This is a genomic window from Klebsiella sp. G-Nf4 (assembly GCF_002810615.1).
Lineage (GTDB): Bacteria > Pseudomonadota > Gammaproteobacteria > Enterobacterales > Enterobacteriaceae > Klebsiella > Klebsiella variicola.
In genome coordinates this window covers 226,320-247,894 of the sequence record NZ_PION01000009.1, presented here as the reverse complement: position 1 = coordinate 247,894, position 21,575 = coordinate 226,320, and the positions used below count along the sequence as shown (strand labels likewise).

Here is a 21,575-nt window from a genome sequence, read left to right as displayed (position 1 = left end):
TGCCGCGCTGCAGGTAGGGTACAGGACGGCTGTTATTGTTGCGTATAAATGTTATTCGCCCAGCGCGTCGCGGGTGGGCAGCCCCTCGCTGTCGCCCTGGACCTGAATCGCCAGCGAACCGATTTTATTGCCGCGGTTCACCGCCTGAAGCAGGGTTTTGCCTTCCAGCAGGGCGCTAATCACCCCGACGGCAAAGCCGTCGCCGGCGCCGACGGTATCGACGACGTTATCGACTTTAATGGCATCAACCGTTCCCTGTTCGCCGCTGGCGCTCTTGAACCAGGCGCCGTCGCAGCCGGTTTTAATGACCACCGCCTTGACGCCGCGGGAGAGATAGAAATCGGCGATCCCTTCAGGGGTCTGCTGGCCGGTGAGAATCACGCCCTCTTTTAAGCCTGGCAAAACCCAGTCAGCCTGGAAGGCGAGGCGGTTGAGTTTCTCCACCATCTCGGCTTCGCTTTTCCACAGCACCGGGCGCAGATTGGGGTCGAAAGAGAGGGTTTTTCCCTCGGCTTTCATCACCTTCGCCGCATGCTCCAGCAGCGCATATGAGCTTTCAGAGAGCGCGGCGGCCACGCCGCTCAGGTGCAGATGGCGGGCGCTGGTGAAGTAGTCGGCGCGAAAATCGTCCGGCGACAGATGGCTGGCGGCAGAGCCTTTGCGGAAATATTCCACAATGGGATCGGTTCCATTTTCGACTTTCGATTTCATCTGGAAACCGGTAGCGAAGCGGTTGTCGATGGCGACAGCATGGCTATCGATCCCCTCTTTCGCCAGCGATTGCAGTACGAAGCGGCCAAAGCTGTCGTTGCCGACGCGGCTGACCCAGCCGACCTTCAGACCCAGGCGCGCCAGGCCGGTGGCGACGTTCAGTTCGGCGCCGGCAACGCGTTTCATGAAATGCTCCACCTCGGCCAGATCGCCGGTTTCGGTGGCGACAAACATGGCCATAGCTTCGCCGATGGTGATGACATCTAAATTTTCCACGGCTTAATCCTCGCGTAACAGGTTGACGTAGCGGCGGGTCACGGCCGTCAGGTCATGGCCAGTCAGCGGAAACTCGATTCCACGCGGCGCATCGGCGGGAAGATTATCGAGCAGGGCCAGCCAGCGGTCGGCGGCCTGATCCGGCGGTACCGCGCGGAATTTCTCATGATGGGGTTCCGCGGCTTTCACATGAATATAGCTGACCGCCGGCGCAAGGTGACGTGCCGCCTCTTCCGGCGAGTCGCCAACCCACAGCCAGTTGCCCATATCAAACGTTAAGGTGACCGGCAACTGATGGACCCGGCAGGCGGCTTTGAAGCGCTGCATCGGCGCCAGCTGGCCGCAGTCGGTCTGGTCATTCTCTACCACCAACGCCATGCCGCTGTCGCTGAGGATATCGCGCAGCTCATCCAACTGCTGATTGTGGAGGAAATGGCCAAGGGAGAGCTTCAGCCACAGGGCATTCAGGGTTTGCGCTTCCGCGAGCAGCGCCGGGAGTGCCGGGTTGAGCTCGCCGCTATCGGCGAACAGCGCCTGCGGCGCGGAGTAGCAGGCCAGCAGGCCGTGGCGCTCAATGGTGGCCGCCAGCGACGGCAGAGCGTTGAGCTCTTCCGCGCTGCACAGCTCACGGCGGATTTCGACGCCGTCCGCACCGGCGTCGGCGATAAACGGCAGGACGGCGGCCTGGCCGCCTAAGGATTTAACATGGTCATTACCATACGCAGCGGTAACGACAATAATTTTTCTGGCCATCGCGCTCTTACTCCCGGCGTTTGTTGCTTAATCTCCTTAATACGCTAGATGGTATCGGTTCCATAAGAAAGGGCGAGATGTTTAATTTATGATCGGCATCACGAAGGATCGTTAACGGGAGGTTGATCCGCGGACGATAAGCTCGCCGGAGAAGACCCGCTCGCGGATGGGGTCGTTAGTGCCGGCAATGCGCCGAATCACCTGTTCGACCGCGGCGTAGCCGATCTGCCACGTCGGCTGTTTGAGGGTGGTAATACCGACGCCAGCCAGCTCCGCCCACTCCAGTTCGTCGAAGCCCAGCAGGCCGATATCGCTGCCCCAGATCAGGCCGACGCGCTTCAGGGCGCGGGCCACCTGCAGCGTCAGCGCGCCGTTGGCGGAAATCACCGCTTTACGCATCCCGCGATGGCGAGCGTGGAACTGGCGCAGGACGTTGTCCATCATCGCGCCGTCGTTGAGCGGTACTTCGGCGTTTTCAGCCACCACGCCGTGGTGGCGGGTGAGGGTGGCGCGAAAAGCGCTCAGACGCTCACGGCGGGTATTCACCGAGCCCAGCGGTTCGCTGAGAAACAGGATGGCCTCAAATCCTTTCTCCACCAGGTGTTCGGTGGCGGTGGTAGCGGCCTGAGTGTTATCCAGCCCGACCACATCGCAGGCGAAATCGGGAATTTTACGGTCAATCAGCACCATCGGCAGGGCTGACTGCTGTAAGCGGTTCAGGCCATCCTCACGCATACCGACCGCGTTGACCACGATGCCTTCCACCTGGTAGCTGCGCAGCAGGTCCAGGTAGTGCAGCTCCTGATCCAGCTCGTTATTGGTATTACACACCAGCAGGGTGAAGCCTTTTTCCCGGCAGGCCGCTTCAATGCCGCTCAGAACATTGACCGAGTAGGGGTTGGTGATATCGGCGATGATCAGGCCAATAAGGCGGGTTCGGCCGTGCTTGAGGCCGCGGGCCATCAGGCTGGGGCGGTAGTCGAGTTCGGCAATGGCTTTTTCAATACGTGATAACAGATCGTCGGAAAGCAGATGCTTCTCGCCGTTGAGATAACGTGAAATGCTGGTTTTGCCGGTCTTTGCGGCTTTCGCCACATCGCTGATAGTTGCACGCGCCGCTTTCGCCATGGTGGCTTCCTTTGCTGAAAATCTGCCAACACCTTAGCGCGAAAAATAGCGATATCAAGCATTTTGCCCGGCAGAGCGGCTGCCGGGCGACATGAGGATGCGCTTACTGTAGCGGGCTGAGGGTAATTTCCACGCGACGGTTCTGCGCTTTGCCTTCCGCCGTGCTGTTGCTGGCGATAGGATTCGCCGGCCCCATGCCGGTGGTGCGAATGCGATTGGCCGCCACGCCCTGCGTGATCAGCGCGCTGGCGACGCTGTCTGCACGCTGTTGCGACAGACGCATATTCAGCTCCTTGCTGCCGGTGCTGTCGGTGTAGCCGACGACGTTAACAGCGGTTTTCTCGTACTCTTTCAGCACCATGGCCACGCCGGTCAGGGTGTTGGCGCCGGCCGGTTTCAGGTTGGCGCTGTTGCTGTCGAAGGTGACGTTATTCGGCATGTTCAGCACGATATTGTCGCCATTTCGCGTCACGCTAACCCCGGTTCCCTGCATCTTGTCGCGCAGCTTCGCTTCCTGCACGTCCATGTAGTAACCAATGCCGCCGCCAAGCGCCGCGCCGGCCGCTGCGCCAATCAGCGCGCCTTTGCCGCGGTCATGTTTGGAAGAGGAGAGCGCGCCGACGCCAGCGCCCACTAAGGAGCCAATACCTGCGCCAATACCGGATTTACCTGCTTCACGTTCACCGGTATAGGGGTTGGTGGTGCAGCCAGAAATGGCCAGAGTGCCGCTGACCAGCGCCGCAATCATAAGTACGCGTTTTTTCATTTAATGTCCTTAATCCTTTTTATTCTTTGTCACAGCGAACGTGACGGTTGATTATGACGCGTGATTACGTAGAAAATTCCCCGGATACCATCTCATTTTGTAAATAACATTGAACGGTTGCCCATCACGCCGTCATGACACCTGCATTCGCTGACCAGGAGCCACCCTTGCCAACCTCATCTGCAACCAAAACCATCTTAACCGCCGCCCACTGGGGACCGATGCTGGTGGAAACGGACGGTGAAAACGTCCTCTCCTCCCGGGGCGCGCTGGCGACACCGTTTGCCAACTCGCTGCAAACGGCGGTGCGCGATCAGGTCCACAGCAAAACCCGCGTGCGCTATCCGATGGTGCGCAAAGGCTTCCTTGCTTCACCGGAAACGCCGCAGGGGGTCCGCGGTCAGGATGAATTCGTTCGGGTGAGCTGGGATCAGGCGCTGGATTTGATTGATGCCCAGCATCGGCGGATCCGCGAAAGCTACGGTCCGCAGTCGATTTTCGCCGGCTCCTACGGCTGGCGTTCTAACGGCGTCCTGCATAAGGCGGCCACCCTGCTGCAGCGCTACATGAGCCTGGCGGGCGGCTATACCGGCCATCTTGGCGATTACTCCACCGGCGCGGCGCAGGCGATCATGCCTTACGTCGTGGGCGGCAATGAGGTGTATCAGCAGCAGACCAGCTGGCCACTGGTGCTCGAGCACAGCGAAGTGGTGGTGCTGTGGAGCGCCAACCCGCTGAACACGCTGAAAATTGCCTGGAACGCCTCCGACGAGCAAGGGATCCCGTGGTTCGACCGGCTGCGCCAGAGCGGCAAGCGCCTGATCTGCATCGATCCGATGCGATCGGAAACCGTCGATTTCTTTGGCGATTCGATGGAATGGATCGCCCCGCATATGGGCACCGATGTCGCGCTGATGCTGGGGATCGCCCATACGCTGGTGGAGAATAGCTGGCAGGATGATGCGTTTCTTACCCGCTGCACCAGTGGCTACGATATTTTTGCCCGCTATCTGACCGGCGAAAGCGACGGCGTAGCGAAAACCGCTGACTGGGCGGCGGCGATCTGCGGCGTGGAAGCGGATAAGATCCGCGAACTGGCGAAACTTTTCCATGAAAACACCACCATGCTGATGTCTGGCTGGGGCATGCAGCGCCAGCAGTATGGCGAGCAGAAGCACTGGATGTTGGTCACACTGGCCGCCATGCTGGGGCAGATTGGCACCCCGGGAGGCGGGTTTGGTCTTTCCTACCATTTCGCCAACGGCGGCAACCCGACGCGCCGCGCGGCGGTGCTGGGCTCAATGCAGGGAAGCGTCGCCGGGGGCGTGGACGCGGTGGAGAAGATCCCGGTCGCGCGGATCGTCGAGGCGCTGGAGAATCCGGGGGCGGACTATCAGCACAACGGCATGGCGCGTCGCTTCCCCGACATTCGCTTTATCTGGTGGGCCGGCGGGGCCAACTTTACTCATCATCAGGACACCAACCGATTGATCCAGGCCTGGCAGAAACCGGAGCTGATCGTCATCTCCGAATGTTTCTGGACCGCCGCCGCGCGCCATGCCGATATCGTCCTGCCGGCGACCACTTCGTTTGAGCGCAACGATCTGACCATGACCGGGGATTACAGCAATCAGCATCTGGTGCCGATGAAGCAGGTGGTCGCCCCGCGAGATGAAGCGCGCGACGATTTCGCAGTCTTTGCCGACCTCAGCGAACGCTGGGAAGCGGGCGGCCGCGAGCGCTTCACCGAAGGGAAGAGTGATTTGCAGTGGCTGGAGACCTTCTATCAGATGGCCGCCCGGCGCGGCGCCCAGCAGCAGGTGACGCTGCCGCCGTTTGCCGAATTCTGGCAGGCTAACCAGCTGATTGAGATGCCGGAGGAGCCGGAGAATGCCCGTTTTGCCCGCTTCGCCGCCTTCCGCGACGATCCGCAGGCCAACCCGCTGAAAACGGCGAGCGGTAAAATTGAGATCCACTCACCAACCATCGCCGCCTTTGGCTACGCCGATTGCCCGCCGCACCCGATGTGGCTGGAGCCCGACGAGTGGCATGGCAACGCCGAGGCAGGGCAGCTGCAGCTGCTGTCGGCCCATCCGGCACACCGTCTGCACAGTCAGCTGAACTATACCGCGCTGCGCGAACGCTATGCCGTCGCCGGACGTGAACCGTTGACCATCCATCCGCAGGATGCCCAGGCGCGCGGGATCGCCGATGGCGATTTGGTGCGGGTGTGGAACGCCCGCGGTCAGGTGCTGGCCGGCGCGGTGGTGACGGAGGGGATCCGCCCGGGGGTGATTTGCCTGCATGAAGGGGCATGGCCCGACCTGGATCCGCTGGTGGGCATCTGCAAAAACGGGGCGGTGAACGTCTTAACCAAAGATATCCCGACATCCCGGCTCGGCAACGGCTGTGCCGGGAACACCGCCCTGGCGTGGCTGGAGAAATATACCGGCCCGGCGCTGCCGCTTACAGCATTTGATCCGCCGGCCAACGCATAATCCACGTCGGGTGCTGAGTATCGTCCTGCCATGCGCAGTCTTCAATCCGGAAGCCCTGCGCATGGTAGAAACTGACCGCCGATTCGTTCTTCTGGTAAACCTCAAGGCTAAGCCAGGCGTAGTGCTGTTTGACTTCATCCAGCAGCGCCCGGCCAATGCCCTGGCGGATGGCGTCCGGCGCGACAAACAACGCGCCGACGAAGCGGGAGTCCAGCACGCTAACAAAGCCTTTTAATACTCCGTCGCGCTCCCAGACCCAGGTGCTGGCGGCGGGAAGATAGACATCCCGTACCACCGCGATGCTGTCGCGCCAGTAACTTTCGCTGATAAAGGGATGAGCATGAATCGTGCTGTCCAGCCACAGCGCCAGCAGCGGCGCGGTATCTTCAGTGTCCCACTTGCGGATCATCCTGACCTCCAGGGTGACAGAAGCAGCCGGTGACATGGTCGTTGACCAGCCCACAGGCTTGCATAAAGGAATAACAGATTGTCGAGCCGACAAATTTAAAGCCGCGTTTTTTCAATGCCTTCGATAGCGCATCTGAGGCCGGCGTCGTGGTGGGGATTTCCGCCAGCGTCGCGGCGCACGTTACCTGCGGCTCATTGTTGACGAAGGACCAGACAAAATCAGTGAACGACTCGCCATTTTCTTCCATCGCCAGGTAAGCGCGGGCGTTGCCGATAATGGCCTGAATTTTTCCCCGATGGCGAATGATGCCGGCATTCTGTAGCAACTGCTCGACATCATCTTCCCCCATCGCTGCCACGCGTACCGGGTCGAACTGGTGAAAAGCCTGGCGGTAGTTCTGCCGTTTTTTTAACACGGTGATCCATGACAAACCGGCCTGCTGGCCCTCGAGGCAGATCATTTCAAACAGCTGGCGGCCCTCTTTTTGCGCCACACCCCATTCGGTATCGTGATACTCGATATATAACGGATCCTGGCTCACCCATCCGCAACGTTGCATTGATATTTCTCCCTCTACACTAAAAAAGTGAACGCCCGGCTTGACGGCTGAAAGATAAAGATAATAGTTAATACAGGGAAATCGTATCCCCAAAAAAAACACAGCAATATTGCCGATTCGGCTCTTTTCTGGAGTCGCATTAATGATAATAAAGAAATGCAATGGCCTCCGGGGCTTCTTGATCCCGGCGAGCATATCCGTCTGGGTGTTGTGTGTCTCTGGAGCGAATGCCTGGCAACAGGAATATATCGCTATCGATACAAAAAGTAATACGCCGGAACGCTATACATGGGATAGCGATCACCAACCACGTTACGAAGATATTCTCGCTGAGCGGATGAAGTCCTCAGAAACGCCCGGCGGGCTGGCATTAAACCAGGCGCTGGCGCCACCGGACAGCAGCCGTGGTCAGAGCGTCGGCTGGAATTATCTGCTGGCAAACGGCATGACCTCCGGGCCGGTGGCCAGCCTGCGCAGCGACGTCACCGCGCCGGTGACGAGAAGCGCGGGCGAGACGGGGTATGTCAACACGCTCGGCTGGCGCATGGATTATCAGTCGCTGTGGGGCGTACATCCCTGGGCTCAGGTGAGCTATAACCAGTCGCTCGCCAGCGATGCCTGGTCGCCGACGACCCGCGCCAGAGAAGGCGGCTGGAGTGATGTCACCCTGGGTGCCGATATGCAGTTGGGATCCCACGTGGCAGCATGGGCGACGCTGTCGCAGGCGGACAATGTCCCATCGGGGGAAAATACGCTCTATCTGATGGGCGTCAGCGCCAACTTTTAACCCGACATTGTTACGCGTTTGAAACGACACGGTTATTGTTAAATCTCAGTAATGGCGCATTTCTGTGAGATAGCGCACACTAACTTTTTGCCTGAAATTCGCGGAATGAATGTTTTGCAATGTCATTCGTTCCGCCATTAATGCATTTCATTCCCTGCTGATGGCAGTTCATGCCTTTTTTCCCCACAGGATGAGGGGCCTTCGCTATTGTGGCGGCAGTTAATTTATCAGGACAACTGCTATGAACGCTGCAAACCGTCAATCGACCCGCTGGCTTACGCTAATCGGCACCATCATCACCCAATTTGCTCTCGGTTCGGTCTATACCTGGAGCCTGTTTAATAGTTCGCTGTCTGACAAACTGGGCGAGCCGGTTAGCCGGGTGGCTTTCTCCTTTGGCCTGCTGAGCCTCGGGCTGGCGCTCTCCTCGTCGGTTGCCGGGAAACTGCAGGAGCGCTTTGGCGTTAAGCGCGTCACGATGGCCTCCGGGATCCTGCTCGGTCTGGGCTTCTTCCTGACCGCGCACTCCAGCAGCCTGATGATGCTGTGGCTGAGCGCGGGCGTGCTGGTGGGGCTGGCGGACGGCGCCGGTTATCTGCTGACGCTGTCGAACTGTGTGAAGTGGTTCCCTGAACGTAAAGGGCTGATCTCCGCTTTCTCCATCGGTTCCTATGGTCTCGGCAGCCTGGGGTTCAAATTCATTGACTCCCATCTGCTGGCCACCGTCGGTCTGGAAAAAACCTTCGTCATCTGGGGCGCTATCGTGCTGGTGATGATTGTGTTTGGCGCGACCCTGATGAAAGATGCGCCGAATCATACGGCGACCACCGCGGCCAATGGCGTGGTAGAAAACGACTTCAGCCTGGCGGAATCAATGCGTAAACCGCAGTACTGGATGTTGGCAGTGATGTTCCTGACGGCCTGCATGAGCGGTCTGTACGTGATTGGCGTGGCGAAAGATATTGCCCAGGGGATGGTCCACTTGGATGTCGCCACGGCGGCAAACGCGGTCACGGTTATCTCGATTGCTAACCTTAGCGGCCGCCTGGTGTTAGGCATCCTGTCCGACAAAATCTCCCGCATTCGTGTAATTACCATCGGCCAGGTGGTGTCGCTGGTGGGGATGGCCGCGCTGCTGTTCGCCCCGCTGAATGCCATGACTTTCTTCGCCGCCATCGCCTGCGTCGCCTTTAACTTCGGCGGCACCATCACCGTCTTCCCGTCACTGGTGAGTGAGTTCTTTGGCCTGAACAATCTGGCGAAAAACTATGGTGTGATTTATCTGGGCTTTGGTATCGGCAGCATCTGCGGCTCTCTCATCGCTTCGCTGTTCGGCGGCTTCTACGTGACTTTCTGCGTGATCTTCGCCCTGCTGATTCTGTCGCTGGCGCTGTCCACCACCATTCGTCAGCCGAAAGGCAGAGTCTATAGCGAGGCGCATGCCTGAAACGCGCCCCTGGTTAATCCCCTAAGCAAATAGTGCCAATCCAGCCAAATGTTTTGTAAATGTTTGGCTGGATCACATTCCCTCCTGATACTTTTCCCGTTCCCTGTGGTCTACTTATCGCGCTTTGTAGAGGTTTCTGATAACCAACCCTAACGCACCCTATTAGCCTACTGACTCGTGCCACAGCGTCAGGCGGTGTTTTATTCTTCTTTTTCCAGGTTTGCTTGCATGAAATATATTAGAACGATGACGCAGCAGAAGCTTAGTTTTTGGCTGGCGCTGTACATCGGCTGGTTTATGAACGTCGCCGTTTTTTTCCGGCGTTTCGATGGTTATGCTCAAGAGTTCACTTTCTGGAAAGGGCTTTCCGGTGTCGTTGAACTGGTTGCCACGGTCTTTGTCACCTTCTTCCTGTTACGTCTGCTGTCACTGTTTGGCCGCCGCATCTGGCGCATTCTGGCGACGCTGATTGTTCTGTTTTCCGCCGCCGCCAGTTACTACATGACGTTCCTCAATGTGGTGATTGGCTACGGAATTATCGCCTCGGTGATGACCACCGATATCGACCTGTCGAAAGAGGTTATCGGCTGGCACCTGATCCTCTGGCTGGTGGTGGTGAGTGCGCCGCCGCTGCTGTTTATCTGGAGTAACCGCTGCCGCCATACTCTGCTGCGCCAATTGCGCACCCCAGGCCAGCGGGTTAAAAACGTGCTGATCGTGGTGCTGGCCGGACTCATTGTCTGGGGCCCCATCCGCCTGCTTGAGCTGCGTCAGCACGATGTGGAGCGCCATTCGGAAGTGGATATGCCGAGCTATGGCGGGGTGATCGCCAACTCCTACCTGCCATCAAACTGGCTGTCGGCGCTGGGGCTTTACGCCTGGGCGCAGGTGGATGAATCCTCGGATAATAAATCGCTGATTAACCCGGCGAAGAAGTTTACCTACGTCGCCCCGGAAGGTCTGGATGACACCTACGTGGTATTCATCATTGGCGAAACGACCCGCTGGGACCATATGGGCATCCTCGGCTATAGCCGCAACACCACGCCAGAGCTGGAGAAAGAGAAGAATCTCGTTGCCTTCCGCGGCTACTCCTGCGATACCGCCACCAAGCTGTCGTTACGCTGCATGTTTGTGCGTCAGGGCGGGGCGGAGGATAACCCGCAGCGGACGCTCAAAGAGCAGAACGTCTTTGCCGTGCTTCATCAGTTGGGCTTCAACGGCAATCTCTATGCCATGCAGAGCGAGATGTGGTTCTACAGCAACACGATGGCCAACAATATCGCCTACCGCGAGCAAATTGGCGCCGAGCCGCGCAACCGCGGCAAGAGCGTTGACGATATGCTGCTGGTGGAGGAGATGAAGCGCGGTATGGCGCAGGACAACGCCTCCGGTAAGCACCTGATCATTCTCCACACCAAAGGCTCTCATTTTAACTACACCCAACGCTACCCGCGCAGCTTTGCCCAGTGGAAGCCGGAGTGCGTCGGTGTCGACAACAAGTGCTCGAAAGCGGAGCTGATTAACTCCTACGATAACAGCGTGACCTACGTCGATCACTTTATCGTCAGCGTCCTCGACCAGCTGCGGGATAAGAAAGCGATTGTGTTCTATGCCGCCGATCATGGGGAGTCGATTAACGAGCGTGAACACCTGCACGGAACGCCGCGCAAGATGGCGCCGCCGGAGCAGTTCCGCGTGCCGATGATGGTGTGGATGTCGGATAAATACCTGGAGAATCCCGATCATGCCGCCGCGTTTGCCCATCTGCAGCAGCAGGCCGCGATGAAGGTGCCGCGCCGTCACGTCGAGCTGTACGACACCATTATGGGCTGCCTCGGCTATACCTCGCCGGATGGCGGGATCAATGAGAATAACAACTGGTGCCGCTGGAAAAAGTAAGGCACGGATTTTATTTTCAGATTCTCGGGTCTGTTTTCCCTTCCTGAGCCCAGGATAAGCTAATCCCTCGCCGGCTGACGTCGCGCGAGGGATTTTTTTCGCACAGTGGACGTGTCTGGCAGGTTGCCTCTTCTTCTTTGATTACCCTCCAGTTTCCTTGCTTCCCCTGTGCTCGAACTTTTCATGGAGAGAAAGGATGAAGGTAATAAAGGGGTTGGCCTTGCTGTGCCTGTTGATGCTCGCGGGCTGCCAGTCTGAGGAAGAGACCAGCCAGTTCCTGCTGGCCTGTAAATACGATGCGCCGGCGACGATCGAAGCCATGCTGAATAACGGCATTGATGTGGATGGTCAGGATAAAACCGGCTTAAGTGGCTTGATGGTCGCTGCCGCGGAAAATCGTCGCGATGTGGTGGCGTTACTGCTTAAGCGTCAGGCGAAGCCGAATCTCCAGACGCGCCAGGGCGTGACGGCGCTGATGTTGGCGGCGGCGCGAGGCAGCGATACCGCGATTATCGGCGATCTTCTCCAGGCGGGAGCGGCGGTGAATCAGACCACCATCGAGAAGAGCACGCCATTGATGTCCGCCATTGCCGACGGCGGGGACGTCAGAAACGACTATCAGCATATTCTGGCAATGAAAAAGCCCGATGCGCCTGTCGAGGAGGAGAGCGCGCTGGATAAAATTGTCGGCGCAACGGCGGCGAAATCGCTGGCGACGGGTAACCGCGCGCTGATGACCGAAGACATGGCGTTACAACTGGCACCCGGCGCCTTTAAGAAGAACGTCGACGAAATTGTGGCGCTGCTCCTCAAACACGGGGCGGACGTGAAGGCCGTCAATGCTTCAGGGGAATCGGCCTTTTTCCTCGCGGTCGATCACGCGCGTTCGGCGGAAACCATCACGACGCTGGCCAACGCCGGGGCGGACACCAGCCTGGCGGATAAATCCGGCACCACTCCGCTGATGCTGGCGGCGGCGGGGGATGATCCCAATCTGGTGCTGGCGCTGTCGGCCTCCGGTGTGGAGGTGGATAAGCCGAACCGTGAAGGGCTCACGGCGCTGCAGGTGGCGGCGGGTCAGGGGTCGCCTGCGGTGATCGCGGCGCTGGTGCAGCGCGGCGCAAAGGTGGACCAGCTCTCCGCCAACGACCTCAGCCCGCTGATGCTGGCGGTCAAAATGAATAATAAAGCCAGTGTCGAGGCGCTGCTTGAGGCTGGCGCCAGCGTCAATCTCAGCAATAAGGCCGGCTATACGGCGATTGGCTACAGCCGGGCCGGCGAGGTTCGCCAGCTGCTGCTGGCGCAGCATGCCGAGCTGAAGGGGCAGGCTGCGCATATGGCGCAAAGCGAACTCCAGTTTTGTGCCAATGCCTTTGCCGACAAGCTGGCATACAGCGACATCGCCCGCGCGGTAAATAACGATACCCGCCCGGATATCATGCGCCATCAGCAATCCTGTCCGGAGCTGGGGGAACTGACGATGCTGCTCGGGGAATTTAAATTCAACCCGGCGGGCTCGACCTATCTCGGTGAGCCGGTGACCTGTAAGGTATCCGAGTATCGCAAAGCGTTTGAGGTGACCTGCCGCTGAAAACGATGACCAACCGGCGATTCGCTGCTCAGGCTGCTGAGTTTCTCGCCGGTTGAGCGATTTTTTGAAAATAAGGCATTGACGGGTAGGCATCCCAGCAGTAAGATGCGCCCCGCATTCGGTGATTGGCGCAGCCTGGTAGCGCACTTCGTTCGGGACGAAGGGGTCGGAGGTTCGAATCCTCTATCACCGACCAAATTCGAAAAGCCTGCTCAATGAGCAGGCTTTTTTGCATCTGTATCCTGTGAGGATGAGAACCTCCGGGGGCAGAGGTTCGACTCGAGCGAAGCGAGAGAACGTTGCGACAGCAACGGCCCGCAGGGCGAGCCACGAAGTGGCGAGTCATCCTCTATCACCGACCAAATTCGAAAAGCCTGCTCAATGAGCAGGCTTTTTTGCATCTGTAGCCTGTGAGGATGAGAACCTCCGGGGGCAGAGGTTAGAGGTTAGAGGTTAGAGGTTCGGCTTGTGTTCCGTAGGCCCGCGCAAGCGTAGCGCCGCCGGGCATTATCCGTGTGCTACCGGCCAAAAATTCCACCAGAATCACAATTAACGTCTTTACCCACGTTTCAAGCCAGCTATTCGCTATTTTGTGACATCTTCCATTGCATTTTTTTATCGATGAACAGATCTTTTTTCGCGAAGCTTATGGCTAAATGTAGCATTTTCCGCTGTGCGCTTTAACGTTCGCGCTATTAATCGCTCACATATTGGTCACACAGCAAGAAATTTTTCTCATTTGTTGGAATTGTTTCCCTCTGCGTGTTGCAAATTATTAAGGTCTTTATTCTGCTTATCGGCCCGTAGCATAAATTTCTCTGCTGAAAATAGCGCCTTGAAGTTTTTTTAATCTTTGCCTGCCGTTTCTCACGCTGGATGTAAAACCCGGCTGGCTGTATTGACGTTTCCCCATTCTGTTGACAGATTGTAGGGCATGAGGGGCATTTCATGGAGAATCCGTACTGCAACTCAGTCGTTTTTGCGAAAGGAATCCCCATCTCTCTCTACGCCTTCGGGCACCACCGACTGGACCGGGTATATTCTAAATAGTTCGAGCTGCGGAAAGGCGGCAAGTGTACGAGCTCCCCTGAGCATAGATAACGATGTGACTGGGATGATCGAGCGCAGCCAACGCATCCGTCGTTTGAAATAGGACGAATAAAAATAAATAAAGGTCCGGCGGATATATGCAAACAACATCACAGTTTTGGAGCAGAATAATGAGTATTTCCTTGAAGAAATCAGGGATGCTGAAGCTTGGTCTGAGCCTGGTCGCCATGACCGTCGCCGCCAGCGTGCAAGCGAAAACCCTGGTTTATTGTTCTGAAGGCTCGCCGGAAGGCTTTAACCCACAGCTCTTCACCTCTGGCACCACCTATGACGCCAGTTCCGTACCGATCTATAACCGGCTGGTCGAATTTAAAACCGGTACGACGGAAGTTATTCCAGGGCTTGCTGAGAAATGGGAAGTCAGTCCTGATGGCAAAACCTATACTTTCCATCTGCGTCAGGGCGTGAAGTGGCAAGATAATAAAGACTTCAAACCAACCCGTGACCTGAACGCCGATGACATCGTGTTCTCCTTCGATCGCCAGAAGAATACCAATAACCCGTACCATAAAGTTTCTGGCGGCAGCTATGAATACTTTGAAGGGATGGGTCTGCAGGACCTGATTAGCGAAGTGAAGAAAGTGGACGATAAAACCGTCCAGTTCGTCCTGACTCGCCCGGAAGCGCCGTTCCTCGCTGACCTGGCCATGGACTTCGCCTCTATCCTCTCGAAAGAGTATGCCGATAACATGCTGAAAGCCGGCACGCCGGAAAAAGTGGACCTCAATCCTATCGGTACCGGCCCATTCCAGCTGCTGCAGTACCAGAAAGATTCCCGCATTCTGTATAAAGCCTTCCCGGGCTATTGGGGTACCAAGCCGAAGATTGATCGTCTGGTCTTCTCTATCACCCCGGATGCTTCCGTGCGCTATGCCAAGCTGCAGAAAAATGAGTGCCAGGTGATGCCGTACCCGAACCCGGCGGACATCGCGCGCATGAAGGAAGATAAGAACATTACCCTGCTGGAACAGCCGGGCCTGAACGTCGGTTATCTCTCCTTCAACACTGAGAAGAAACCGCTGGACGACGTCAAAGTTCGTCAGGCGCTGACCTACGCGGTTAACAAAGAAGCGATCATCAAAGCCGTTTACCAGGGCGCAGGCCAGGCGGCGAAGAACCTGATCCCGCCGACCATGTGGGGCTATAACGACGACGTTAAAGATTACACCTACGACCCGGAGAAGGCGAAGCAGCTGCTGAAAGAAGCGGGCCTGGAAAAAGGCTTCACTATCGACCTGTGGGCGATGCCGGTACAGCGTCCGTACAACCCGAATGCCCGCCGTATGGCTGAAATGATCCAGGCCGACTGGGCGAAAGTCGGCGTCCAGGCCAAGATTGTCACCTATGAGTGGGGTGAATATCTGAAGCGGGCGAAAGCGGGCGAGCACCAGACCGTAATGATGGGCTGGACCGGTGACAACGGGGATCCGGATAACTTCTTCGCGACCCTGTTCAGCTGCGCCGCGGCGAAAGACGGCTCCAACTACTCGCGCTGGTGCTATAAGCCGTTTGAAGATCTGATTCAGCCGGCCCGCGCTACCGACGACCACAACAAGCGTATTGAACTGTACAAACAGGCTCAGGTAGTGATGCATGACCAGGCTCCGGCGCTGATCATCGCTCACTCCACCGTCTATGAGCCGGTGCGTAAAGAAGTCAAAGGCTATGTGGTGGATCCGCTGGGCAAACACCACTTCGATAACGTCTCCGTCGAATAATAAGCACGATGCCTGACCCCCTCTCCCCGCGCGGGAGAGGAAGGGGGCGTATTCCCGCTATTCCGGGGAATGCTTTTGTGAGCAATACAGACGCCCTGTCGCCAGGCGGGGCGTCACTAGAGAGAATCCGGGTTATGTTGCAGTTTATTCTCCGACGTCTGGGACTAGTCATCCCGACATTTATCGGTATCACCCTTCTCACCTTTGCCTTCGTCCATATGATCCCCGGCGATCCGGTGATGATTATGGCGGGCGAACGTGGTATTTCCCCCGAGCGTCACGCGCAGCTGCTGGCCGAAATGGGCCTTGATAAGCCGCTGTGGCAGCAATATGCCCATTACATTTGGGGCGTACTGCACGGTGATTTAGGCATCTCGCTGAAAAGCCGCATTCCCGTGTGGCAAGAGTTTGTCCCGCGCTTTAAAGCCACCCTTGAACTGGGCGTTTGCGCGATGATTTTCGCCGTCGCCGTCGGTATTCCGGTGGGCGTGCTGGCTGCGGTAAAACGCGGCTCCATCTTTGACCATACCGCCGTGGGTCTGGCGCTGACTGGCTACTCCATGCCTATCTTCTGGTGGGGCATGATGTTGATTATGCTGGTTTCGGTGCAACTGAACCTGACCCCGGTCTCCGGGCGTATCAGCGATACGGTGTTCCTTGACGATACCTTGCCGCTGACCGGCTTTATGCTGATCGACACCGCCATCTGGGGTGAGCAGGGCGACTTTATCGATGCCTTAATGCATATGATCCTGCCGGCTATCGTGCTGGGCACTATCCCATTGGCGGTGATTGTGCGTATGACCCGCTCGTCGATGCTGGAAGTGCTCGGCGAAGACTACATTCGTACCGCGCGCGCCAAAGGGCTGACCCGGATGCGGGTGATTGTGGTCCATGCCCTGCGCAACGCGATGCTGCCGGTGGTCACGGTCATTGGCCTGCAGGTGGGCACGCTGCTGGCGGGCGCGATCCTGACGGAAACCATTTTCTCATGGCCTGGTTTAGGCCGCTGGCTGATTGACGCGCTGCAGCGTCGCGATTACCCGGTGGTGCAGGGCGGGGTACTGCTGGTGGCGACGATGATTATCCTCGTCAACCTGCTGGTCGACCTGCTGTATGGCGTGGTGAACCCGCGTATCCGGCATAAGAAGTAAGGGGCCATCATGTCACAAATTACTGAGAATAAAGCGATTGCTGCACCGGTGCCAATGACGCCGCTGCAGGAGTTCTGGCACTATTTCAAACGCAACAAAGGCGCGGTCGTCGGTCTGGTGTACGTGGCGGTGATGATTATCATCGCGGTGTTCGCCAACTTCCTCGCCCCGTATAACCCGGCGGATCAGTTCCGTGATTCGCTGCTGGCGCCGCCGTTCTGGCAGGATGGCGGCAGCCTGGCGCATCTGCTCGGCACCGACGACGTGGGCCGCGATATTCTGTCGCGTCTGATGTACGGCGCCCGCCTGTCGCTGCTGGTGGGCTGCCTGGTGGTGGTCCTGTCGCTGATCCTTGGCGTGGTGCTCGGCCTGGTGGCGGGCTATTTCGGCGGAGTGGTGGATTCCATCATCATGCGCGTCGTCGATATTATGCTGGCGCTGCCGAGCCTGCTGCTGGCGCTGGTGCTGGTGGCTATCTTCGGGCCATCTATCGTCAACGCGTCGCTGGCGCTGACCTTCGTGGCGCTCCCACACTATGTGCGTCTGACGCGTGCGGCGGTGCTGGTCGAGGTCAACCGCGACTACGTGACCGCTTCCCGCGTGGCGGGCGCCGGCGCGATGCGCCAGATGTTCGTCAATATTCTTCCCAACTGTCTCGCGCCGCTGATCGTTCAGGCGTCGCTGGGCTTTTCTAACGCCATTCTCGACATGGCAGCGCTGGGGTTCCTCGGCATGGGCGCACAGCCGCCGACGCCTGAGTGGGGCACCATGCTCTCCGACGTATTGCAGTTCGCGCAAAGCGCCTGGTGGGTGGTGACCTTCCCGGGTGTGGCGATCCTGCTGACGGTGCTGGCATTTAACCTGATGGGTGACGGTCTGCGTGACGCGCTCGATCCCAAACTGAAGCAGTAAGAGGTTCGAGATGGCGTTATTGAATGTAGATAAATTATCGGTGCATTTCGGCGATGAGAACGCGCCGTTCCGCGCCGTAGACCGCATCAGCTATAGCGTGAAGCAGGGTGAAGTGGTTGGCATCGTCGGTGAATCCGGCTCCGGTAAATCCGTCAGCTCGCTGGCGATTATGGGTCTGATTGACTATCCCGGCCGGGTGATGGCGGACAAACTGGAGTTCAACGGCCGCGACCTGCAGCGCATCTCTGAAAAAGAGCGGCGTCAGCTGGTGGGGGCGGAAGTGGCGATGATCTTCCAGGATCCGATGACCAGCCTCAATCCGTGCTATACCGTCGGCTACCAGATTATGGAAGCGATCAAAGTTCATCAGGGCGGCAATAAGCAAACACGCCGCCAGCGGGCCATCGACCTGCTGAACCTGGTGGGCATTCCCGATCCGGCGTCGCGGCTCGACGTTTACCCGCACCAGCTTTCCGGCGGGATGAGTCAGCGCGTGATGATCGCGATGGCGATTGCCTGTCGGCCAAAACTGCTGATTGCCGATGAACCCACCACTGCGCTGGATGTGACCATTCAGGCGCAGATCATCGAGTTGCTGCTGGAGTTGCAGCAGCAGGAAAATATGGCGCTGGTGCTGATCACCCACGACCTGGCGCTGGTGGCCGAGGCGGCGCATAAAATTATCGTCATGTATGCGGGTCAGGTGGTAGAGACCGGTGACGCGAAAGATATCTTCCGCGCGCCGCGCCATCCGTACACCCAGGCGCTGCTGCGCGCGCTGCCGGAGTTCGCTCAGGATAAGGCGCGTCTGGCGTCGCTGCCGGGCGTGGTGCCGGGGAAATATGACCGTCCTGTCGGCTGCCTGCTGAACCCACGCTGCCCCTATGCCACGGATAAATGCCGTAGCGAAGAGCCCGTACTGGCGGATCTCAATGGCGGCCGTCAGTCTAAATGCCACTACCCACTCGATGATGCCGGGAGGCCTGGATTATGAGTACGCAAAAGGCCACCACGCAACAACCGCTGTTGCAGGCCATTGATCTGAAAAAACACTATCCGGTGAAGAAGGGGATATTCGCCCCGGAACGGTTGGTGAAAGCGCTGGACGGCGTCTCCTTTACCCTTGAACGCGGTAAAACGCTGGCGGTGGTGGGGGAGTCGGGCTGTGGTAAATCGACGCTGGGCCGTCTGCTGACAATGATTGAGGTCCCGACCGGCGGTGAGCTGTACTATCAGGGTCAGGATCTGCTTAAGCACGACCCGCAGGCGCAGAAGCTGCGGCGGCAGAAAATCCAGATTGTGTTCCAGAACCCGTACGGTTCGCTGAACCCGCGTAAAAAAGTGGGGCAGATTCTGGAAGAGCCGCTGCTGATTAACAGCAGCCTGAGTAAAGATCAGCGCCGTGAAAAAGCGCTGGCGATGATGGCGAAGGTCGGTCTGAAAACCGAACATTACGATCGCTACCCGCATATGTTTTCCGGCGGTCAGCGCCAGCGTATCGCCATTGCCCGCGGGCTGATGCTGGATCCGGACGTGGTGATTGCCGATGAGCCGGTTTCCGCGCTGGACGTTTCGGTACGTGCCCAGGTGCTGAACCTGATGATGGATCTGCAGCAGGATTTAGGGCTGTCCTACGTGTTTATCTCCCACGACCTGTCAGTCGTCGAGCATATCGCTGATGAAGTGATGGTGATGTATCTCGGCCGCTGCGTGGAGAAGGGCACCAAAGACCAGATCTTCAACAATCCGCGCCATCCGTATACTCAGGCGCTGTTGTCGGCGACCCCGCGTCTGAACCCGGACGACCGTCGCGAGCGGATCAAGCTGACCGGCGAACTGCCGAGCCCGCTGAACCCGCCGCCGGGTTGCGCCTTTAATGCACGCTGCCGTCGACGCTTTGGTCCATGCACCCAGCTTCAGCCGCAGCTTAAGGATTACGGTGGCCAACTGGTGGCCTGCTTTGCCGTCGATCAGGATGAGAATCCGCAAAAACCCCACGCCTGATGGCGCGCTCCCGGTCCCCGGACCGGGAGTTTCTCTTCTGCCTGAGAGGAAACCTGGCAACAGCGTTCATTGTTGCAATTTCTGCCATACTCTCGGAGCATTCTTCGTAGATTATCCGAAAAAATAAGCCTTTCAGTCCATTTTTATAGAATTAAAGAGAAATTAAAATGGTTCAGGTTTATTATTTCATTTATCCAATGCCATGATTTTTTCATGGTTTAATATATTTATATGAAAACGGCCGGGAAGCGCGGTGGTACGCGGAGGTTAAGGATGAGCGCATACCTAAAAAATGGGGCTATCATTCTGAAAGGGAAGTGTTAGTGTAGTGATACTTCTGCCGTGGAATCACACCGAAAATCAAATTCTAAACTATTATATCCCTGTCAATCGTGTTGTATTGGTACGACTAAGCTGGCATTTATCTGCCATACAAGAAACGTCACGATGTTTTCTAATACCAAGAAAATAACAACAAACTTAATATGAAATTTTTAAAATCATGAGGTTATCAATGAACCATTATGATGATCTGCAGCGCTTTCAAGAAAAAACGCGGACCCAAAACCTCAAATTTCAGGATCTTTCTTCGCAAGCCGCCACGCGGGAACACGGCGACTGGGCGATCCTCAATCAGCTGAATCCCGACGCCGGGAAATCTTCTACTCTGGCGCTGGGAGGGTCGGTCTCCGCGCCGCTGCCGCAGCCCGTGCCCGCGGATCTCTTCCAGCGTGTCGACCCCGTGGTCGCGGCGCCAGCCTCACCTCCGGTTGCGCCAGTCCCCCCAGTTATTGCCCCGATCCCATTGCCGGTCGCAGAACCTGCAATGCCGGAACCTGTCGCTCCGGCGCCAACAATGACGACTGCGCCATTGGCCGCGGCGCCGGTACCTGAGCCGGTGGTGACCTCGCCGCCGAGAATGGCCCCGCGGCCTGCGCCGGGCGCCGACAACTATGCCCACCTGTTCGCGGCAAAAACCGCAGAGCCGGTGGCGAAAAATAAAGACCAGCCTTTGAAATCTCTTCTGGAAAGGATCGCAACATGCCGTTGATTTGCGTCTGTTCACCGAAAGGTGGCGTGGGGAAAACGACCCTTGCGGCCAATTTAGCTTATTCGCTGGCGCGAACGGGCAGCAAAGTCCTGGCGCTGGATTTTGACGTCCAGAATGCCCTCCGTTTGCATTTTGGCGTGCCGCTGAGCGATGAGCGGGGCTACGTGGCGAAAGCGCTGGAACTGCATGACTGGAGCCAGTGCGTGCTGAGCGCCGGCAGCAATATTTTCGTCCTGCCTTACGGCGAAGTGAGCGAAGCGCAGCGTCAGGCGTTTGATGAGCAACTGACCCACAATGACCATTTTCTCCAGCGCGGTCTGTCGGCGCTGCTCAACTATCCCGGGCTTATCACCATCGCCGATATGCCGCCCGGGCCTTCACCGGCGCTGAAGGCGTTGACGGGGCTGGCGGACCTGCATCTGATTCCACTGCTGGCAGATACCGCCTCGATGTCGACCCTGGCGCACGTGGAAAAACAGCGCCTGACCGGCGCGGCGCTGAATCATAAGCACGGGCACTATTTCGTCATTAACCAAAGCGATAGCCGTCGCCAGGTCAGCCGGGACGTCACCAGCCTGATGGAAGAGAAACTGGGCGAGCGACTGCTTGGGGTGATCCATCGTGATGAAAGCGTGGTGGAGGCCAATGCCTCGCAGAAGTCGGTCCTTGACTTTAACGCCTCCTCCGCAGCGGCCTTTGATATTGAAATTATTGCTAAAAAAATATCTTCGCTGTTGGGTATCCATATTGGCGATGGCACGGTGCACAGCCAGCCACGCATGTCAGGGCTTTAACTTAT

At 57.7% G+C, this 21,575-nt stretch carries 17 protein-coding genes, 1 tRNA gene, 1 other RNA gene and 1 pseudogene; 14 read left to right on the top strand and 6 right to left on the bottom strand.

The window, feature by feature from the left end; translation table 11 throughout:
• Nucleotides 1-51: 51 nt before the first annotated feature.
• The 4 genes from CWM57_RS19360 to CWM57_RS19345 all read right to left on the bottom strand — a co-directional run bounded on the left by CWM57_RS19360 (nt 52) and on the right by CWM57_RS19345 (nt 3,634).
• Nucleotides 52-987 carry a sugar kinase gene (locus CWM57_RS19360; RefSeq protein ID WP_002921921.1) on the bottom strand — a complete coding sequence of 312 codons (936 nt, stop codon included), beginning with the start codon at nt 985-987 and terminating at the stop codon, nt 52-54.
• 3 nt (nt 988-990) lie between these two features.
• Complete coding sequence (locus CWM57_RS19355; RefSeq protein ID WP_100676320.1) at nt 991-1,740, bottom strand: sugar phosphate isomerase/epimerase family protein; 750 nt, start codon at nt 1,738-1,740, stop codon at nt 991-993.
• 111 nt (nt 1,741-1,851) lie between these two features.
• A complete protein-coding gene (locus CWM57_RS19350; protein WP_061153000.1) occupies nt 1,852-2,868 on the bottom strand; it encodes a LacI family DNA-binding transcriptional regulator in 1,017 nt (338 codons plus the stop codon).
• Between the two features lie 103 nt (nt 2,869-2,971).
• The gene (locus CWM57_RS19345; RefSeq protein WP_032415795.1) at nt 2,972-3,634 is read right to left on the bottom strand and encodes an OmpA family lipoprotein; all 663 of its coding nucleotides are present in this window, start codon (nt 3,632-3,634) and stop codon (nt 2,972-2,974) included.
• A gap of 167 nt (nt 3,635-3,801) precedes the next feature.
• On the opposite strand from CWM57_RS19345, the gene CWM57_RS19340 reads away from it, so the two are divergent.
• A complete protein-coding gene (locus CWM57_RS19340) occupies nt 3,802-6,132 on the top strand; it encodes a molybdopterin guanine dinucleotide-containing S/N-oxide reductase (RefSeq protein WP_061153001.1) in 2,331 nt (776 codons plus the stop codon).
• Here CWM57_RS19340 and CWM57_RS19335 read toward each other — a convergent pair.
• Together CWM57_RS19335 and tag are read right to left on the bottom strand one after the other, a co-directional pair.
• On the bottom strand, nt 6,101-6,541 hold the full coding sequence (locus tag CWM57_RS19335; protein ID WP_100630994.1) for an N-acetyltransferase: 441 nt from the start codon (nt 6,539-6,541) through the stop codon (nt 6,101-6,103). The genes CWM57_RS19340 and CWM57_RS19335 overlap by 32 nt on opposite strands.
• Entirely contained in the window at nt 6,519-7,100 is a 582-nt protein-coding gene (gene tag, locus CWM57_RS19330; RefSeq protein WP_061153003.1) for a DNA-3-methyladenine glycosylase I, read from the bottom strand. Before tag ends, CWM57_RS19335 begins: the two co-directional genes overlap by 23 nt.
• A gap of 205 nt (nt 7,101-7,305) precedes the next feature.
• On the opposite strand from tag, the gene CWM57_RS19325 reads away from it, so the two are divergent.
• From CWM57_RS19325 to CWM57_RS19255, 13 genes and pseudogenes are all read left to right on the top strand, one after another.
• Nucleotides 7,306-7,887, top strand: a complete 582-nt coding sequence (locus tag CWM57_RS19325) for an autotransporter outer membrane beta-barrel domain-containing protein (RefSeq protein ID WP_162678233.1) — start codon at nt 7,306-7,308, stop codon at nt 7,885-7,887.
• Between the two features lie 241 nt (nt 7,888-8,128).
• Entirely contained in the window at nt 8,129-9,334 is a 1,206-nt protein-coding gene (locus CWM57_RS19315; RefSeq protein WP_100676319.1) for an MFS transporter, read from the top strand.
• Between the two features lie 228 nt (nt 9,335-9,562).
• Entirely contained in the window at nt 9,563-11,236 is a 1,674-nt protein-coding gene (gene eptB, locus CWM57_RS19310; protein ID WP_074386988.1) for a kdo(2)-lipid A phosphoethanolamine 7''-transferase, read from the top strand.
• 196 nt (nt 11,237-11,432) lie between these two features.
• Entirely contained in the window at nt 11,433-12,827 is a 1,395-nt protein-coding gene (locus CWM57_RS19305; protein WP_100676318.1) for an ankyrin repeat domain-containing protein, read from the top strand.
• A 119-nt stretch (nt 12,828-12,946) separates the two neighbouring features.
• Nucleotides 12,947-13,023 (top strand) — tRNA-Pro (locus CWM57_RS19300).
• A gap of 34 nt (nt 13,024-13,057) precedes the next feature.
• Nucleotides 13,058-13,189, top strand: a non-coding RNA gene (locus tag CWM57_RS19295) — RtT sRNA.
• 858 nt (nt 13,190-14,047) lie between these two features.
• Nucleotides 14,048-15,655: a dipeptide ABC transporter periplasmic-binding protein DppA gene (dppA, locus tag CWM57_RS19285; protein WP_061153008.1), complete on the top strand. Its 1,608-nt coding sequence runs from the start codon at nt 14,048-14,050 to the stop codon at nt 15,653-15,655.
• A 134-nt stretch (nt 15,656-15,789) separates the two neighbouring features.
• Nucleotides 15,790-16,809, top strand: a complete 1,020-nt coding sequence (dppB, locus tag CWM57_RS19280) for a dipeptide ABC transporter permease DppB (RefSeq protein ID WP_008806900.1) — start codon at nt 15,790-15,792, stop codon at nt 16,807-16,809.
• 9 nt (nt 16,810-16,818) lie between these two features.
• Nucleotides 16,819-17,721 carry a dipeptide ABC transporter permease DppC gene (gene dppC / locus CWM57_RS19275; RefSeq protein WP_074386990.1) on the top strand — a complete coding sequence of 301 codons (903 nt, stop codon included), beginning with the start codon at nt 16,819-16,821 and terminating at the stop codon, nt 17,719-17,721.
• Nucleotides 17,722-17,731: 10 nt separating this feature from the next.
• The gene (gene dppD / locus CWM57_RS19270) at nt 17,732-18,715 is read left to right on the top strand and encodes a dipeptide ABC transporter ATP-binding protein (RefSeq protein WP_061153010.1); all 984 of its coding nucleotides are present in this window, start codon (nt 17,732-17,734) and stop codon (nt 18,713-18,715) included.
• On the top strand, nt 18,712-19,725 hold the full coding sequence (dppF, locus tag CWM57_RS19265; RefSeq protein WP_061153011.1) for a dipeptide ABC transporter ATP-binding subunit DppF: 1,014 nt from the start codon (nt 18,712-18,714) through the stop codon (nt 19,723-19,725). Before dppD ends, dppF begins: the two co-directional genes overlap by 4 nt.
• A gap of 514 nt (nt 19,726-20,239) precedes the next feature.
• On the top strand, nt 20,240-20,776 hold the full coding sequence (bcsO, locus tag CWM57_RS19260) for a cellulose biosynthesis protein BcsO (protein WP_100630997.1): 537 nt from the start codon (nt 20,240-20,242) through the stop codon (nt 20,774-20,776).
• Nucleotide 20,777: 1 nt separating this feature from the next.
• Nucleotides 20,778-21,570 (top strand): annotated as a pseudogene (locus CWM57_RS19255) (cellulose synthase operon protein YhjQ/BcsQ).
• Nucleotides 21,571-21,575 lie beyond the last annotated feature (5 nt).

Bases quoted from the DNA above. Each gene is read 5' to 3' on its own strand.
- CWM57_RS19355 (WP_100676320.1), bottom strand. From the start codon at position 1,740: ATGGCCAGAAAAATTATTGTCGTTACCGCTGCGTATGGTAATGACCAT.
- CWM57_RS19350 (WP_061153000.1), bottom strand. From the start codon at position 2,868: ATGGCGAAAGCGGCGCGTGCAACTATCAGCGATGTGGCGAAAGCCGCA.
- CWM57_RS19345 (WP_032415795.1), bottom strand. From the start codon at position 3,634: ATGAAAAAACGCGTACTTATGATTGCGGCGCTGGTCAGCGGCACTCTG.
- CWM57_RS19335 (WP_100630994.1), bottom strand. From the start codon at position 6,541: ATGATCCGCAAGTGGGACACTGAAGATACCGCGCCGCTGCTGGCGCTG.
- tag (WP_061153003.1), bottom strand. From the start codon at position 7,100: ATGCAACGTTGCGGATGGGTGAGCCAGGATCCGTTATATATCGAGTAT.
- CWM57_RS19315 (WP_100676319.1), top strand. From the start codon at position 8,129: ATGAACGCTGCAAACCGTCAATCGACCCGCTGGCTTACGCTAATCGGC.
- eptB (WP_074386988.1), top strand. From the start codon at position 9,563: ATGAAATATATTAGAACGATGACGCAGCAGAAGCTTAGTTTTTGGCTG.
- CWM57_RS19305 (WP_100676318.1), top strand. From the start codon at position 11,433: ATGAAGGTAATAAAGGGGTTGGCCTTGCTGTGCCTGTTGATGCTCGCG.
- dppA (WP_061153008.1), top strand. From the start codon at position 14,048: ATGAGTATTTCCTTGAAGAAATCAGGGATGCTGAAGCTTGGTCTGAGC.
- dppB (WP_008806900.1), top strand. From the start codon at position 15,790: ATGTTGCAGTTTATTCTCCGACGTCTGGGACTAGTCATCCCGACATTT.
- dppC (WP_074386990.1), top strand. From the start codon at position 16,819: ATGTCACAAATTACTGAGAATAAAGCGATTGCTGCACCGGTGCCAATG.
- dppD (WP_061153010.1), top strand. From the start codon at position 17,732: ATGGCGTTATTGAATGTAGATAAATTATCGGTGCATTTCGGCGATGAG.
- dppF (WP_061153011.1), top strand. From the start codon at position 18,712: ATGAGTACGCAAAAGGCCACCACGCAACAACCGCTGTTGCAGGCCATT.
- bcsO (WP_100630997.1), top strand. From the start codon at position 20,240: ATGAACCATTATGATGATCTGCAGCGCTTTCAAGAAAAAACGCGGACC.